This window comes from Streptomyces humi (assembly GCF_001005085.2).
GTDB classification, from domain to species: Bacteria; Actinomycetota; Actinomycetes; order Streptomycetales; family Streptomycetaceae; genus Streptomyces; species Streptomyces humi.
Map to the genome: position 1 here is coordinate 36,023 of NZ_LBMU02000038.1, position 15,337 is coordinate 51,359.

General features: G+C 72.2%; 13 protein-coding genes. 8 read left to right on the top strand and 5 right to left on the bottom strand.

Annotated features, from left to right (window positions below; genetic code table 11):
• Nucleotides 1-53: 53 nt before the first annotated feature.
• On the bottom strand, nt 54-461 hold the full coding sequence (locus AAW13_RS17250) for a hypothetical protein (RefSeq protein ID WP_046729000.1): 408 nt from the start codon (nt 459-461) through the stop codon (nt 54-56).
• 59 nt (nt 462-520) lie between these two features.
• Nucleotides 521-1,303 carry a hypothetical protein gene (locus tag AAW13_RS17255; RefSeq protein WP_046728999.1) on the bottom strand — a complete coding sequence of 261 codons (783 nt, stop codon included), beginning with the start codon at nt 1,301-1,303 and terminating at the stop codon, nt 521-523.
• Nucleotides 1,304-1,843: 540 nt separating this feature from the next.
• Here AAW13_RS17255 and AAW13_RS17260 point away from each other — a divergent pair.
• Both AAW13_RS17260 and AAW13_RS17265 read left to right on the top strand, forming a co-directional pair.
• Nucleotides 1,844-2,536 (top strand): LysM peptidoglycan-binding domain-containing protein, encoded by a 693-nt coding sequence (locus tag AAW13_RS17260; RefSeq protein ID WP_046728998.1) that lies wholly within the window; start codon nt 1,844-1,846, stop codon nt 2,534-2,536.
• 484 nt (nt 2,537-3,020) lie between these two features.
• Nucleotides 3,021-3,236 carry an I78 family peptidase inhibitor gene (locus tag AAW13_RS17265; RefSeq protein ID WP_046728997.1) on the top strand — a complete coding sequence of 72 codons (216 nt, stop codon included), beginning with the start codon at nt 3,021-3,023 and terminating at the stop codon, nt 3,234-3,236.
• A 113-nt stretch (nt 3,237-3,349) separates the two neighbouring features.
• Here AAW13_RS17265 and AAW13_RS17270 read toward each other — a convergent pair whose 3' ends face one another.
• Complete coding sequence (locus AAW13_RS17270) at nt 3,350-4,369, bottom strand: phosphatase PAP2 family protein (RefSeq protein WP_046728996.1); 1,020 nt, start codon at nt 4,367-4,369, stop codon at nt 3,350-3,352.
• A gap of 238 nt (nt 4,370-4,607) precedes the next feature.
• Entirely contained in the window at nt 4,608-5,909 is a 1,302-nt protein-coding gene (locus AAW13_RS17275) for a mannosyltransferase family protein (protein WP_046728995.1), read from the bottom strand.
• Between the two features lie 260 nt (nt 5,910-6,169).
• On the opposite strand from AAW13_RS17275, the gene AAW13_RS17285 reads away from it, so the two are divergent.
• Nucleotides 6,170-7,771, top strand: a complete 1,602-nt coding sequence (locus AAW13_RS17285) for an MFS transporter (protein WP_046728994.1) — start codon at nt 6,170-6,172, stop codon at nt 7,769-7,771.
• A gap of 177 nt (nt 7,772-7,948) precedes the next feature.
• Entirely contained in the window at nt 7,949-9,142 is a 1,194-nt protein-coding gene (locus tag AAW13_RS17290; protein ID WP_046728993.1) for an acyl-CoA dehydrogenase family protein, read from the top strand.
• A gap of 37 nt (nt 9,143-9,179) precedes the next feature.
• On the opposite strand, the gene AAW13_RS17295 is transcribed toward AAW13_RS17290, so the two are convergent.
• A complete protein-coding gene (locus AAW13_RS17295; protein WP_046728992.1) occupies nt 9,180-9,620 on the bottom strand; it encodes a cell division protein SepF in 441 nt (146 codons plus the stop codon).
• A 255-nt stretch (nt 9,621-9,875) separates the two neighbouring features.
• On the opposite strand from AAW13_RS17295, the gene AAW13_RS17300 reads away from it, so the two are divergent.
• The 4 genes from AAW13_RS17300 (at nt 9,876) to AAW13_RS17315 (ending at nt 15,284) form a co-directional block, all read left to right on the top strand.
• The gene (locus AAW13_RS17300) at nt 9,876-10,976 is read left to right on the top strand and encodes a DUF5685 family protein (RefSeq protein WP_063777054.1); all 1,101 of its coding nucleotides are present in this window, start codon (nt 9,876-9,878) and stop codon (nt 10,974-10,976) included.
• Nucleotides 10,977-11,582: 606 nt separating this feature from the next.
• On the top strand, nt 11,583-13,340 hold the full coding sequence (locus AAW13_RS17305; RefSeq protein WP_046728991.1) for an FAD/NAD(P)-binding protein: 1,758 nt from the start codon (nt 11,583-11,585) through the stop codon (nt 13,338-13,340).
• A gap of 215 nt (nt 13,341-13,555) precedes the next feature.
• Nucleotides 13,556-14,371, top strand: a complete 816-nt coding sequence (locus AAW13_RS17310; protein WP_046728990.1) for an LLM class flavin-dependent oxidoreductase — start codon at nt 13,556-13,558, stop codon at nt 14,369-14,371.
• A 130-nt stretch (nt 14,372-14,501) separates the two neighbouring features.
• Nucleotides 14,502-15,284, top strand: coding sequence for a DUF1684 domain-containing protein (locus AAW13_RS17315; protein ID WP_046728989.1), 783 nt, complete (start codon nt 14,502-14,504; stop codon nt 15,282-15,284).
• Nucleotides 15,285-15,337 lie beyond the last annotated feature (53 nt).

Sequence of the window (15,337 nt, forward strand, 5' to 3'; positions counted from 1 at the left end):
ACATGGGTGAGGGGGCGGCCACCGGTCACGGTGGCCGCCCCCTCACCCATGTGTCACATGCCCCGGCGCGGGCCCGGCGGAAGCGCCGCGGGCACCGGCGTCATCCCGGGGTCCTGGGAGCGGCCGAGCGGCCCGATCCGCTGCCACTGCGGCGGCTGCGGCTGGGCGACGTTGTGCCGGACGCTGTAGGCGCCCGCGCCGTACGCGCTGTACGCGCCCCCTCCGTACACCCCCGTACCGTGTGTGCCGGTGCTGAACGGGGTGGTTCCGAAGGCGGTGAACCCCAGCGCCTCCTCTCCGCTGCGGTCGCCCGGCAGCGTGCGGAAGCTCTTGACCCACTCCGCGTAGAGCGAGTCGTAGATCGGCGTGGCCGAGAGCCCGGCTGAGGCCTCCTGGGCCACCCGGGCTGCCGGAACGGTGGAGAAGGACGGCCGGCGGGGCGGAAGGTCGTATGCGTGCACGTATGTCCAAACGACCGGATTGGTGAAGAGATGCGGCCTTTTGTGGCTTCGGGGGGTTCTCAGATCCCCGCGAGCGGCAGCGCGGCCGCCACCAGCTTCCCGTTCGCCGCGGCCTTGTCGATCGCGTCGCGCAGCAGGTCCTCGCGGGGCTGCCGTCCGATCGACCCCACCGGAGCCGCGAACATCAGCACCTGCTGGTGCTTGTTGGCCGCCGCCCGCCAGCCGTCCGTCACCTGCAACGGCTGGTGCGCCTGCCACCAGGCCACCGGCTGCCCGCCGTTCGCGCCCGGCTGGAGCACCGCGTGCAACTGGCCCACCGCCAGCAGCACCGACCACCCGTGCAGGACCGGCGGAACCGCGCTGAGCTGGGGCACCGGCATGAAGCCCTGCTCGATCAGCAGCGGCAGGAAGTCGTCGCCCACCCCGTCCGTACCGGGCCGCACGATCGGCGAGGTCGGCTCGACGACCAGGGCGGGGTGCAGTTCCCCGGCGATCAGCACCAGTCCGCTGGTCACCCCGAGCACCGCCTGCTCGGGCACGGCCTGCTGCGAGCCGCCGGGCGCGCCGTCGCCGCTGATGGAGCGGACCGCGCCCTGCAACTGCTCCTCGGTGACCTGGACGACCTGGGAGGGCAGGCAGGTGGCGTGGGCGAAGGCGAGGACGGCGGTCTCGTCCCCGATGAACAGGACGGTGCTGGTGCGCTCCTGTTCGGAGTCGCCCGGGGTGCGGCAGGACGTGCAGTCGTAACTGCCGGGGGCGTTGTCTCCGGCGAGCAGCCGGTCGGCTTCTTCGTCGCCGATCTCGGCGCGTACCTCGTCGCTGACGTCGAGCATGCGCGGCACGGTGGCTCCCTCGGGATGCGGTGCGTGAAGGGCCGGGTGGCTCCCGGTCCGTGAGCCCCTCGGGGTTGCGGGCTCATGAAGAAGACAACGGGCGATCTGTGGTGGGGGTCACGCGTCGGGGGGATCGGGATCGAACCAACCACTGCGCAGGGTCACGGTGCGTGCGGAATTCCGCACTCAAAGTCAACTCTTCGCAAGCCAAAGGGGTTTGAGGCGGTGAACTGAATCACAGATCCATCGAACCCATGGTCGACAAATCCGGAAATCAAGGAATGTAGTGGGTGGCCGAAAATCGCTGCTACCTAGGGTAACGCCGAACTGGCCTGGCCTGACGGGGAGTTGGTTGATTTCGGGCGTTCCCGCTCTCTAGATTCCTCCGCCGTGTGCAACGAGCACCGCTCGGGAACGTCCGCCGGCCGAACCAGGCAGAGCACCACCGCAGTACCGGCCGTGGCGGACGGGGCGGGCCCGGGAACCGCGTCCATCGCGCGGGGACCGGGCCTCGCTTGGGGGAGCCCGGGTACGTGGAGAGGGAAATACATGTCCGAGTGTGCCGATACCACCCGTGAGACCGCCGCGAAGAACGGCTCCCGCAAGGGCCGTACGACGGCCGCCCTGGCCGGAGCGGCGCTGCTCGCCCCGCTGGGCGTGCTGGCCGCGACCGGCAACGCCGCGGCGGCGGACAACGGAGTGTGGGACCGCATCGCCCAGTGCGAGAGCGGCGGCAACTGGCACATCAACACCGGCAACGGCTACTACGGCGGACTCCAGTTCTCCGCCTCCACCTGGCGCGCGTACGGCGGCACCGCCTACGCGTCCACGGCCGACCAGGCCTCCAGGGAAGCGCAGATCGCCGTCGCCACCAAGGTTCAGCACGCCCAGGGCTGGGGCGCGTGGCCGGTCTGCTCGGGCCGCGCCGGAGCGAGCGGCTCGGCGCCGGAGAACGCCTCGGCGACCAGCGGGAGCAACACGGAGTCGGCGACGAGGTCGACGCCCACCCGGAAGCCGAAGTCCACCTGGAAGTCGGCCCCCGCGGCGAAGGCGCCGCAGCGCTCGACGAACCACACCGGCCGCGCCTCGTCCCGCGGCGACTACACCGTCCGCGCTGGCGACACCCTGAGCCGTGTCGCCGAGCGGCACGGCACCAGCTGGCAGCGCCTCTACGCCGTCAACAAGGCCGTCATCGGCGACGACCCGAACCTCATCGTGCCCGGGCAGCGCCTCGCGCTCTGACGCACACCCCTGCCCCGCACCACCCTGCCCCGCCCGGACCGATCCGGGCGGGGCAGGACGCGTTCCGGGCGGGGCACGAAGCGTTCCGGGCGGGCACGGGCAGGCTCCAAAAGGGCCGTGCGTGTCCCGGTGTGACGGCGATTCACGCGTGGACGGCACCCCGGAGTTCGCGAAGCCACCGCCCCCGGACGGCCCGCCGGCGTTGAGGGTTCTGTGTCGGAGCGGTGAATCTCTTATGCGGTGTCAGCTGCCGTCGCGGCCCGTGGAATCGGAATGAATTGGCTGCCTGGAGCGCCCTCGAACCCCGGTTCCGGTCCTTTCCGGCGGCTTATCGGAAGGCCCCGCCGACATCAGGGAATTGTGTTCGAATGCGCCAGGAAGGCGTACGGAACCGCTCGTACGGGTGACCCGGTCCGACACAAACGCGTGTCGTGATTCTGTGACAGAAGTGTGACCGGCACCGGACGCGGGATAGCGTGGCCGCATGGCACCGAATCCCGCTCCGCGCGAGGAGCCCCAGGACAGCCCGCAAGGGTACGTAGGCCTCGACGCGGACGAGGCGCAGCGGCTGGCCCGCGGGCGGGGCTGGTCGACGGTGCGCGCGCTGCCGCCGGGCGCGATCGTCACCATGGAGTACCGGGCGGGCCGGCTCAACTTCGAGGTGCGCGACGGGGTCGTGACGCGCGCCTGGAAGGGCTGACCGGACGCCGGCCGGCCGTACGACGGCGAAGGCCCCGGAACCCTCACCTCGGGTTCCGGGGCCTTCGCCGTGCGGGGGCGGGTCTGTGCGTACCGGACCCCGCCGAGGTGCTGTCAGCCGCCCGTCAGCGGGCGGGCCGCCTGGGCGGCGGTGCCGCGCGGCGGACGCTCGGGGTGCTGTGGGCGGCGGCTGCCCGCCGGGGTCACCGGGGTGCGCTCCGAGCGGGCCGTGTGCGGGCCGGGCGCCAGATGGATCGGGGCCCTGGGCGCGCGGGCCGACGAGACCGGCTCGCGCTCGGGTGCCGCGAGCTCGACGGGCGCCGGGCGTGGCTTGAGGACCACGGGGACCGGGACGGGCGCGGGTGCCGGGACGCCACGGCGGGAACGCCAGCGGTCGCGCAGGTCGAGGATCGAGGTCTCGGCGCGGGCGATGAACGGCTCGCACCACGGCAGCGCCAGCAGGATCAGCAGTCCCGCGGCCCAGCCCAGCAACACGTCGCTCAGCCAGTGCGTACCGAGGTAGACGGTGGACATGCCGACGCCGAGGGAGGTGACGGCCGAGGCCGCGGAGAGCCAGCGCCGGGCTCTCGGGGTGGAGGCCAGATAGGCCAGGATTCCCCAGGTCACCACCGCGTTGGCGGTGTGGCCGCTGGGAAATATATCGCCGCCCAGACCCATCTCGTTCGAGCCGATCACGGTCGCGTAGTGCGGTCCGAGGCGCCCCATGCCGAGCTTGGCGGCGCCGACCGTGATGTTGAGCAGCAGCAGCGAGGCACCGAGGGTCAGCAGCGGGCGGATGGTGTGCTGCCGCCAGGAGCGCCAGCCCAGCCAGGCCGCGACCATCACGGCGGTGGGGCCGCGCTGGCCGAGGACCACGTAGTAGTCGACGAACCAGTGGATTCCCGCCCACTGCTGGTACGGCCGGAAGAACATGACCTGCCAGTCGAGCCGGACCAGCCACGACGTGATCACGACGGCCCACACGATCGCCAGGTAGAAGGCGAGGGTCGCGGTGAACAACACGACCCGGTGCCGGCTCATCTTCGGCACATCAATGTGGGCCGGCCGTTCCGGCTCACGGTCCAGCCTGGCGAACACCCGGTCCAGACGGGTGAGGTTTCGTTCGGTACGCACCCAATCGACGTTACAGCGAGTGAGCTCTGTTCCCGGTCGAAACAGCGGGTTTGTGATGACGATGTGATGTGGGAAACCTCTCAGGAGGCTTCCGAATTCTAAGGATTCCGTAATGCGCGGCCGGTCCGTCCTTCAATTCCTTTGATCATGTCGGGTCGCCGTTTTATGGCACTTATGAATTCGTTAACCAAAGCATGGGGTGGAATTCTCCGGCCGCTCATCGGGCGGCCGAGGACGATCACGGAGGCCCGGAGCCGTTCAGCCAGAACGCGCCATAGACCGCCGTGGCGATCGCGACACCGGCCGTGACCAGCGCCGATCTGCTCGTGCGCAGCCGTGCGAGGGCGCGCGCGAGCGGCAGCAGCACCGGGAAGGCGGGCATCAGCAGCCGGGGCTTGGAGCCGAAGTAGCTCGACGCGCACAGCGCCAGCGCGAGGACGACACCCGTGTAGACCAGCAGCGCGAGCGGCTGGCGCTGGCGGACGCCCGTCACGTAGAGCCACAGCAGCAGGCAGACCCCGACGGTCAAACCCGCTCCGGCGAGAGCGGACGGAAACGACGTGAACTTGTCGGCCACGAAGCGGGCGAACGCGTAACCGCCGTCGAACCCGTTGCGCCAGCCCGCCTGGACGTCCAGATAACCGAGCGGGCCCCCGCCGGTGCGGTGGCCGACCCACAGGACGTAGGCGGCCGTGCCGACGGGCGCGAGGAGCATGCCGAGGACGCGGCGCCAAGGGAGTGCGGTGGGAGCGCGTCCGTCACCCCGCACGCCGGTCTGAGGACCCTCAGCCCGGTCGCGCACGCTGTCGCCCCGGTCGCGCACGGCTCCCACGCTCTGGTCACGCGCGCCCACGCTCTGGTCACGCGCGCCCTCACTCCGGTCTCGCGCGCCCTCGCTCCGCTCTCGCACGAACGAGACCACGCCCACTGTCCACACCGCCGCCACCACGGCGATCCCCACCGGCCGGGTCAGCCCCGCCAGCGCGGCCAGCGTGCCCGCGGTGAGCCAGCGGCCGGTCAGCACGGCGTACAGCGACCACGCCGCCAGCGCCGTGAACAGCGACTCGCTGTACGCCATCGACTGCACGATCCCGACCGGCAGCACGGCCCACAGCAGCACCGCGCAGACCCCCACCCGGCGCCCGTACACGTGGTCCGCCACCGCGAAGATCCCCCAGGCCGCCGCGAGCGAGGCGAGCAGGCTGACGGTGAAGCCCGCGCCGGCGTACGACAGCGGTGTGAGCGCGTGCAGCAGCCGCTCCAGCCAGGGCAGCAGCGGGAAGAAGGCGAGGTTCGAGTGGACGTCGCCGTCGGGCAGCCGCACCTCGTAGCCGTAGCCCAGTTCGGCGACCCGCGTGTACCAGAGCGAGTCCCAGCGCGCCGTCAGCAGCGTGTACGCGCTCTTGCCGCGCGCCGCGCTCCAGCCGGCCAGGGTCAGCAGGCCCAGGGCGCGCACGGCCACGTACCCGAGCAGGGCGGGAACCGCGCGTCGCAGGACCGGCGGGCGCGGAACCGCGACGGGCGTCTCAAGATCGGTCACGGGCTCGATTATCGACGGGAGGCGGAACCACGAGGCCCGCCGGGGCGCGGTGCGCGGCGGGGCCAGTGGCGCACACCACACAGGTTCGGTCCGGAGTGTGAGAGGTCCGCCACGTGCCCCCGGAACGAACTCGCGTACGCTGACGTGTCACTCGCGTTCGTTTGCGCGGGCCGGAGACCCCGCTCCTCTCCGGCCGTACGACGGGGAGTCCCCGCCCCGCCGGTCCGCCGCACGCGAGGGATCATCTGGGAGGTACGAAGATGTCCGGGACGACCACGGCTGCCGTACACCCGCGCCGTCGGGCGCCCGGGGCCGGTGCCAACCGCTGGGTCGTCCTCGTCGTCCTCTGCGTCAGCCTGCTGCTGGTCGCCCTCGACGCGACCGTGCTGCATGTCGCGGTGCCCGCCGTCACCGAGGACCTCAGGCCCGGTGCCATGCAGCTGCTCTGGATCGTCGACGTCTACCCACTGGTCTGCGCCTCGCTGCTGATCCTGTTCGGCACGCTCGGCGACCGCGTGGGCCGGCGGCGCGTGCTGCTCCTCGGCTACGCCCTGTTCGGCATCGCCTCCGCGGCGGCGGCCGTCGCGCCCAGCGCCGAGGCGCTGATCCTGGCGCGGGCGCTGCTCGGCGTCGGCGGCGCGATGATCATGCCCGCGACGCTCTCGATCCTCCGGCAGGTCTTCCCCGACCGCCGGGAGAGGGCCCTGGCCATCGGCGTCTGGAGCGCGGTGGCGGCGGTCGGCGCGGCCGTCGGCCCGCTCCTCGGCGGTTTCCTCCTCGAGCACTTCTGGTGGGGTTCCGTCTTCCTGGTCAACATCCCGTTGATGCTGGTCAGCCTCCCGGTGGGGCGGCTTCTGCTCCCCGAGTCCCGCGGCGACCGCGACGGCCCCTGGGACGTGATCGGCGCGCTGATGGCGGCGGCCGGGCTGTTCGGCGTGGTGTTCGCGGTCAAGCGACTGGGCGGCGGCGAACCGGCCGGCAGCGTGCTGACGCTGGCGCCGCTGCTGCTGGGCGCGCTCCTGCTGGTCCTCTTCGTACGACGGCAACGGCGTCGTACGTACCCGCTGGTGGACCTGAAGATGTTCGCCCGCCCCGCGTTCAGCACCGCCGTGTGCTGCATCGTGCTGGCGATGCTCGCGCTGGTGGGCCTCGAACTGATCGCCGCGCAGTACCTCCAGCTGGTGCTGGGCCTGTCCCCGCTGGAGACGGGGCTGCGGCTGCTGCCGCTGACGCTCGCCGCGATGGCGGCGGGGCTGGCCGGGGCCCGGCTGCTCCGGCGTTTCGGACCGCGCCGGATGGTGTGCTTCGGGTTCTTCCTGACCGCGGCCGCGGTGCTGACGCTGACGGCGATGGGCGGGGCCGACAACGCGGGGCTGCTGCTCGTCGGCTTCGTCCTCCTCGGTTTCGGCCTGGAGACCACGCTCTTCGGGGCGTACGAGTCGATGCTGAGCGAGGCGCCGGCCGCCCAGGCGGGCGGGGCGGCGGCCATCGGCGAGACGTCGTACCAGCTGGGGGCGGGTATCGGGATAGCGCTGCTCGGCAGCGTGATGAACGCGGCGTACGCGCCCGGGCTCGAGCGGGTGCCGGGCGTACCCGACTCGGCGTCGGCCGCGGCGGGGCATTCGCTGGGCGAGGCGTACGACGTCGCCGGGCGGCTCGGCGGACCGGCGGGCACGGCGCTGCGCCGTGCGGCACGGGACTCCTTCGTGCACGGCCTGCACGTGACGCTCCTGGTGAGCGCGGGTCTGCTGCTGCTGGGCGCGGTGATGGCGCTGCGTCTGCCGCGGGTCATGCAGTGCGGCGAGACACCGCTGGAGGTCCCGGCCCCCAGGGAACCGGCCCGCCCGCGCGTCTCGGCGTAGCGGCCACCACCACTGCCCGCACCACTGCCACCGCTCGCGCCGACGCCACTGCCACTGCCCGCGCCGACGCCACCGCCGCTCCCCACGCCCCCTGCCCGTGCCGACGCCACTGCCCGCGCCGGCGGGCGGCGCGGTAACCTGTGATAACTAGCGGTGCTAGTTTTGGGAGGGTTCGCCATGTCCGCGTCCGTGAAGTTGCCCCCGTTCGACCCCGATGACCCGCTCGGCATCGACGATCTGCTGGAGCCGGAGGACCTGGCCGTGCGGGAGACCGTGCGGAGCTGGGCGGCGGACCGCGTGCTGCCGTTCGTCGCCGAGTGGTACGAGACCGGTGAGCTGCCCGGGATCAGGGAGCTCGCCAAGGAACTCGGAGCGATCGGCGCCCTCGGCATGTCGCTCGACGGGTACGGCTGTGCCGGGGCGTCCGCCGTGCAGTACGGGCTCGCCTGTCTGGAACTGGAGGCCGCCGACTCGGGGATCCGGTCGCTGGTCTCCGTGCAGGGCTCGCTCGCCATGTACGCCATCCACCGGTTCGGCAGCGAGGCCCAGAAGCAGCGGTGGCTGCCGGGCATGGCCGCAGGTGACGTCATCGGGTGCTTCGGGCTCACCGAGCCCGATCACGGGTCCGACCCCGCCTCGATGCGCACCCGTGCCCGGCGCGACCCCGGCGGCGACTGGGTGCTCAACGGCCGGAAGATGTGGATCACCAACGGCTCGGTGGCCGGGGTGGCCGTCGTATGGGCGCAGAGCGACAACGGGATCCGGGGTTTCGTCGTACCCACCGACACGCCCGGGTTCTCGGCGCCCGAGATCAGGCACAAGTGGTCGCTGCGGGCCAGCGTCACCAGCGAGCTGGTCCTGGACGACGTGCGGCTGCCGGCGGACGCGGTACTGCCGGAGGTCACCGGGCTCAAGGGGCCGCTCAGCTGTCTGTCGCACGCCCGGTACGGGATCGTGTGGGGGGCCATGGGCGCGGCGCGCAGCTGCTTCGAGGCCGCCGTCGGTTACGCGAAGTCGCGGGAGCAGTTCGGTCGGCCCATCGGCGGCTTCCAGCTCACCCAGGTCAAACTCGCCGACATGGCGGTCGAACTGCACAAGGGGATCCTGCTCGCCCATCATCTGGGGCGGCGGATGGACGCCGGTCGCCTGCGTCCCGAGCAGGTCAGCTTCGGCAAGCTCAACAACGTACGGGAGGCGATCGAGATCTGCCGTACGGCGCGGACGATCCTCGGGGCGAACGGGATCTCGCTGGAGTACCCCGTGATGCGGCACGCGACGAACCTGGAGTCCGTGCTCACCTACGAGGGCACCGTGGAGATGCACCAGCTGGTGCTGGGCAAGGCGCTCACCGGACTCGACGCCTTCCGGTGAACCCTGCGCGGGGGCAGGGCCGGTGAACGGCCCTGCCTCAGCTCTGGTTGTAGAAGCCGTCCTCGCGCCGCGCGGCCGGCTCGCCGCTGACGATCTCCGTGTGAGCGGGTGTCAGCAGGAAGACCCGGTTGGAGACCCGCTCGATCGAGCCGCGCAGGCCGAAGATCAGGCCGGCCGCGAAGTCGACGACCCGCTTGGCGTCGCCGGACTCCATGGCCGTGAGGTTCACGATGACCGGCACGCCCTCACGGAACAGCTCGCCGATCGCGCGGGCGTCCCGGAAGCTGTCCGGGGTGACCGTGCCGATCCGGCGGCCCTTCTCCTCGGCGGTGTCCGAGGCCACCTTGACCCGGGGGTCGGTGACCCAGGCGTCCCCGGGCTGCTCGGTCCCTTCGGAGTAGTCGTCGTCGTAGTAGCGCTCGTCATCGTTGTCGTCGACGAGGCCAAGCCAGGCACTCGCCTTGCGTACCGATCCCATGGACGCCTCCTCTCACAGCGGTCTTGCTTGCTTCCGCATCCCTATGGTCGTCCATGATGCGGATGGTGCGCCAAGTGGATAGACGCCGCACGGGGGGTTTGTGACGGTACTGGTGCAGAGCCAATACGTCGAGAGCCCAGGTGCCCCAAGGGCCGTGACTCACACCTCTGCTGACTGAGAGTGAAATATGATTGTTCGGGGCGTACGGGTGATGAACAGTGCGTCAGAGTGAATCGGCACGGGGGGAATTCGCGGATGTTCGGGATGGTCAGACCATGTGGTCATCGGCTCGGGGACCGGTTCCGGGCGCAGTGGCTTGCGCACCTGTGCGGGCTGTGTCTCGCGCTCCGCGGTGACCACGGACAGTTCGCACGGGTCGTCACGAACTATGACGGACTGCTGATATCCGTTCTGACGGAGGCCCAGGCGGAGCGGCCCGCCGACGGCCGGCGCACGGCGGGACCGTGCCCGCTGCGCGGGATGCGGACCGCCTCGGTGGCGCGGGGCGAGGGCGCGCGGCTCGCCGCCGCGGTCTCCCTGGTGCTCGCCTCGGCCAAGGTGCGTGACCATGTCGCCGACCGGGACGGGCTGCTGGCGCGCCGACCGGTCGCGGCGGTCGCCCGCCGGGTCGCCGCCGACTGGGGACGGGCCGGGGCCCGGAGCGGCGCGGCCGTCGGGTTCGACACCGGGATCCTGGTCGACGCCGTCGACCGGCAACTCGCCGTCGAGGCGCTCGCGGGGCCGGGCACACCGCTGCTGACGGTCACCGAACCGACCGAGACGGCCACCGCCGCGGCCTTCGCGCACACCGCCGTCCTGGCCGGCCGGCCGGGCAACGCCGCACCGCTCGCCGAGGCCGGCCGGCTCTTCGGCCGGCTCGCGCATCTGCTGGACGCCGTCGAGGACCGCGCGGCCGACGCCGTCGCGGGGGCCTGGAACCCGCTCGCCGCGACCGGGACCTCACCGGACGAGGCGCGCCGGCTCGCCGACGACGCGCTGCACGGGATCCGGCTGGCGCTGCGGGACACGGAGTTCGCCGACGGCGGGCTGGCCCATCTGCTGCTCGTGCACGAACTGGGGCGTTCGGTGGACCGGGCGTTCGGGACCGCACCGGTCTGCTCGGCCCACGGCCCGGAGCCGCAGGCCCCGCCGGAGAAGCGCGGTCTCCTGGCGGGGTGCGGGATGTCCGCGCTGCTGTGCTGTAGCTGCCAGATGTGCTGCGCGGAGGAGTACGAGGGGCCCTGGTCGCGCAAGAAGCGCGAGGGCTGCTGCCGCGACTGCGACTGTGACTGCCCGTGCGACGGCTGCGACGGTTGCGATGGCTGCGACTGCTGCTGCCCGTGCGACGGCTGCTGAGCAGGACGGTTGAGGGCAAGACGGTTGCCGGGCACGACGGTTGCGGGCAAGACGGTTGCGGGCAGGACGGTTGCGGGCATGCGGAGAAAGGTGTCCAGGGGCGGCGGTCTCCTGGGGACGGCAGGCGTACGGGGCGCGAGGGGAGGGGTGCGCGTGTGAAGGCGAGGGGCGATACGCGAGGAAGAACGCGAGAGGTCCCCGCCGTCGGCGGGGGCGCGCAGTGGGTCAGCTCAACAGGAACAGGACCACACGCGACCGAAGTCGATGTGGGAGCGGGTGACCAGCCACTGCTGTGGATGCATGGGCCAAGTGGAACAGGTCTCCGGTTTTCCGTCAACCGAGATGAGACGCACCGACCACACTCTGGACACCCTTGACAACGAGGGGAAACACCGCCGTAGAGTCGACAGGCGGCCCTGCTGAGGGGCTCGGCCGCAGCGCACCGCACAGCGGCGCGCCCGTGTGAAGGCGATCACCGTGTTCGTGCTGTCCGCCACGGAGCCTTCACATGTCATTCGACACCCTTGCCCAGACCGCCGGCGCCCCCGGGCCCGCACACCTCCCGCGGATCGTTCCGCCGCGCCGCCGTGATCGGCGGGCGGCCCGATGAGACCCCAGCTCGTGATCGTGGGGGCCGGGCCGCGGGGGACCGGCCTCCTTGAGCGCATCGCCGCCAACGCACCCGAGCTGTACGCCGGTTCGGGCCTCGACATCCATCTGGTCGACCCGCACCCGCCGGGCGCGGGGCGTATCTGGCGAGCCGCGCAGTCACCGCTGCTGTGGATGAACTCGCACGCCGAGGACGTCACCATGTTCACGGACGAGACGGTGCGGATGACCGGCCCGGTGCGCGAGGGACCCACCCTGCACGAGTGGGCGGGCCTGGACGGCCGTACCTTCGCCGACCGGCAGATCCAGGGCCACTACCTGCGCCACGTCTACGACCGTGCCGTCGCCGACCTGCCCGACGGTGTCACCGTCCACCACCATGCCCGCCGCGCCCTGCGGGTGAGCGGACCGCGCGAGGGCCGCCAGCAGGTGTGGCTGGAGGGCCGGCCGCGCCCCCTCCTCGCCGACCTCGTCGTCCTCGCCCTGGGCCACCTGGACGCGGAACTGGACGAGGAACAGGCGGAGCTGGCCGGATACGCGGACGCGCACGGACTGGTCCACCTGCCGCCCGACTTCACCGCCGACAGCGACCTGTCCGCGGTGCGCCCCGGCGAGCCGGTGCTGGTACGCGGGTTCGGGCTCGCCTTCGTCGACCTGATGGTGCTGCTCACCGAGGGACGCGGCGGCCGGTACGACGGAGACACCTACATACCCTCCGGACAGGAGCCGGTGCTCTACGTCGGATCGCGGCGCGGGGTGCCGTACCACTCGAAGATCGGGTACGACTGGACCGGCGAACGCCCCCCGCTGCCCCGCTTCCTCGGGCCCGCCGAGATCGACGGACTGCTCGCCCGGCCGGACGGCTTCGACTTCCGGCAGGACGTGTGGCCGCTGGTGGTGAAGGAACTGGGGTTCGCCCACTACCACCGGCTGTGCACCGTCCATCCCGAGCGGACGGCCGTCGCCTGGCGTGACTTCGAGGAGAAGTACGCCGCCGCCGAGTCCGACGCCGAGGTGCGGGCGCTGGTCGCCGCCGCCGTACCGGATCCGGCCGACCGGCTCGACCTGGCCGCGCTGGACCGCCCGCTGGACGGGGTGCGGTACGGGTCGCACGAGGAGTTCCAGGACGGACTGCGGGAGTACGTGGAGGCCGACCTGGGCCGCCGCCACGACCCGGAGTACAGCGCCGACCTCGCCGTGTTCCTCGGACTGCTCTCCGTCTACGGGCAGTTGGTGCGGCTCGGCAACATCGGCACCTGGTGGCACGGGTTCTTCAGCTATCTCGCCTCCGGGCCGCCCGGACCCCGGCTGCGGCAGATGCTCGCGCTGTCCCGGGCGGGTGTGCTGAGGTTCGTCGGCGCCGGGATGACGGTGACCGCGGCGGACGGGGTGTTCCGGGCCGCCGCCGACACCGTGCCCGGGTTCACCGTCGAGGCTCGCACGCTCGTCGAGGCGCGACTGCCCGAACCCACCCTCGGACGCGCCCGGGACGCGCTGCTGCGCGCACTGCACGCGGACGGGGCCGTCGAGACCGACGGCGGCCTGCTCGCGGTGGACCCGGCCGACGGGCGGATCCTCGGCGGGGACGGGCGACCGCACCCCCGGCGGTTCGCGCTCGGGCCGTTCACCGACAGCCGTACCCCCGGCGCCTTCACCCGGCCCCGCACCGGCGGGCCCGCGTTCCGGCAGAACGACGCCACGGCACGCGCGGCCCTGGCCTTCCTGCGAACCCTGACAGAACAGGCCGCCGCCTAGCCGGCACCGCCGCCCCCGGTCCGGCTCACGCCGTTCACCGAGAAGCGCCGCGTTCACCGAGAGGAGCCCCGCTCGCCGGGAGGCGCCGCGTTCACCGAGAGGCACCCCGCTCACCGACAGGCGCCCCGTTCACCGAGAAGCGCCCCGCTCACCGAAAAGCGTGCCGTTCATCGAGAAGGAGGAGTTTTCGTGGTTTCCGAAGAGGTTGGTGGCTTATGAGCGGCTCGTACGGCCGAGGGCTGCTGCACCTGGCCGCCGCCGTGGACCAGGTCGGCGTGTTCGACGCCGAGCGGTACGTCGAACTGGTCCGGCTCGCCGAGAGCGGCGGGCTGGACTTCGTGACGCTCGACGGCCGGTTCGGATGGGCGGAGAGCGACCCGCTGACCGTGCTTTCGCGGCTGGCCCCGGCCACCCGGCGGATCGGTCTGGTGCCGTTGGCGCCCGCCCCGCAGGCCGCCGCCGTCCGTCTCGACGAGGTCAGCGGAGGGCGGGCCGGCTGGTGGAGCGAGGCACCGGGGCCCGTCGAGGAGTGTCCGGTGCGGGTGACCGACGCCACCGAGGAAGCCGCCCGCCGGCCGGCCGCCCGGTACGCCGATGTGGCCCTGGTGCGCGCCGCGAGCTCGGCACAGGCCGCCGTCGTACGCGACGAACTGCGTTCTCACGCCCGGGAGTTCGGGAGAGAGCCCGAGGAACTGCGGGTGCTGGTGAGCCTGATGGTGGATCTGGGGGACGGGGAGCGGGCGGCCGAGCCGGGGCACGGCGGTGGCGGGCCGCGGCAGACCGTGCAGGGCCCGCTGTACCGGGGCGGCCCGGTGGACCTGGCGGAGCTGATCGCGAGCTGGCACGCCGAGGGTGCCACCGACGGCTTCCACCTCGTCCCCGCCGAACCCAGGCGCGACCTGGAGCGGCTGGTCAACGGCACCGTGGCGCTGCTCCAGCACCGCGGTCTGTTCCGCACCTTCTACCCGGGCAGCACCCTGCGCGAGCACCTCGGCCTCGCCCGCCGCGCCGACCAGCTCGCGGCGCCCTGAGAGCCGCGGCCAGAGCCGTGTCCGGAAGCCTGGCCAGAACCATGACCAGAAGCATGACCAGAACCATGACGAGAACCATGACCAGAACCATGACGAGAAACGTGACGAGCGTTGTGAAAGGGCTGATCGTATGACCGCCGAGGACGCGTCCGGCGACTGGAAGCGCTGGCACGAGCAGCGTGGGGAGCAGGTGTCGGCGCCCTACGGGCCGCTCGCGCTGGTCGGCACCCGCTGGATCGAGGATCATCCGGACGGCCGCCTTCCGGGTGTTCCCGGTACCTGGGCGGTCGACGGGGAAGGGGTCGTCCTCACCGCGACGGAGGCCGACGGCCTGGCCGTCGACGGCGAGCCCTTCGCCGGGGAGATCCGGCTCGCCGCCGACCCCGAACCGGCGGCCCGGGTCACGCTCGGCGAACGCCACCTCGTCGTGCTGGTGCGCGAGGGCGTCTGGGGAGTACGGGACTACGACCCCGACGCCGGGACGCGCCGCGCCTTCCGGGGCATCGACGCCACTCCCTACGACCCGCGCTGGTCGGTGCCGGGCCGCTTCACGCCGTACGCCGGCGACCGGCGCTCCGTCCGGGTCGGCAACGCGGACGGACGGGAGCGCGCACTGGTCCTCGCGGGTGAACTCGCCTTCACCCTGGCGGGTGAAGAGCGGACGCTCCAGGTCGCCGAGCAGCCCGACGGCCGGCTGTGGGCGGTGTTCGCCGACAGCACCAGCGGCCACAGCAGTTTCCGGTTCAGGTTCCTCTATTCGGCCGCCCCGGCCGCCGACGGCTCCACCACCGTCGACCTCAACCGGGCGCAACTGCCGCCGTGCGCCTTCGCGGACCACTTCATCTGCCCGTTCCCGCCCCCGGGGAACACGCTGGACGTCGCCGTCGAGGCGGGGGAGCGCCGGCTGGGCTGAGGGGCACGGCGGGGTACGACGGGAGACGACCGGGACAAGATCGCACAAATACG

Coding starts and splice junctions, on each gene's coding strand:
- AAW13_RS17260 (WP_046728998.1), top strand. CDS start 1,844: ATGTCCGAGTGTGCCGATACCACCCGTGAGACCGCCGCGAAGAACGGC.
- AAW13_RS17265 (WP_046728997.1), top strand. CDS start 3,021: ATGGCACCGAATCCCGCTCCGCGCGAGGAGCCCCAGGACAGCCCGCAA.
- AAW13_RS17285 (WP_046728994.1), top strand. CDS start 6,170: ATGTCCGGGACGACCACGGCTGCCGTACACCCGCGCCGTCGGGCGCCC.
- AAW13_RS17290 (WP_046728993.1), top strand. CDS start 7,949: ATGTCCGCGTCCGTGAAGTTGCCCCCGTTCGACCCCGATGACCCGCTC.
- AAW13_RS17295 (WP_046728992.1), bottom strand. CDS start 9,620: ATGGGATCGGTACGCAAGGCGAGTGCCTGGCTTGGCCTCGTCGACGAC.
- AAW13_RS17300 (WP_063777054.1), top strand. CDS start 9,876: ATGTTCGGGATGGTCAGACCATGTGGTCATCGGCTCGGGGACCGGTTC.
- AAW13_RS17305 (WP_046728991.1), top strand. CDS start 11,583: ATGAGACCCCAGCTCGTGATCGTGGGGGCCGGGCCGCGGGGGACCGGC.
- AAW13_RS17310 (WP_046728990.1), top strand. CDS start 13,556: ATGAGCGGCTCGTACGGCCGAGGGCTGCTGCACCTGGCCGCCGCCGTG.
- AAW13_RS17315 (WP_046728989.1), top strand. CDS start 14,502: ATGACCGCCGAGGACGCGTCCGGCGACTGGAAGCGCTGGCACGAGCAG.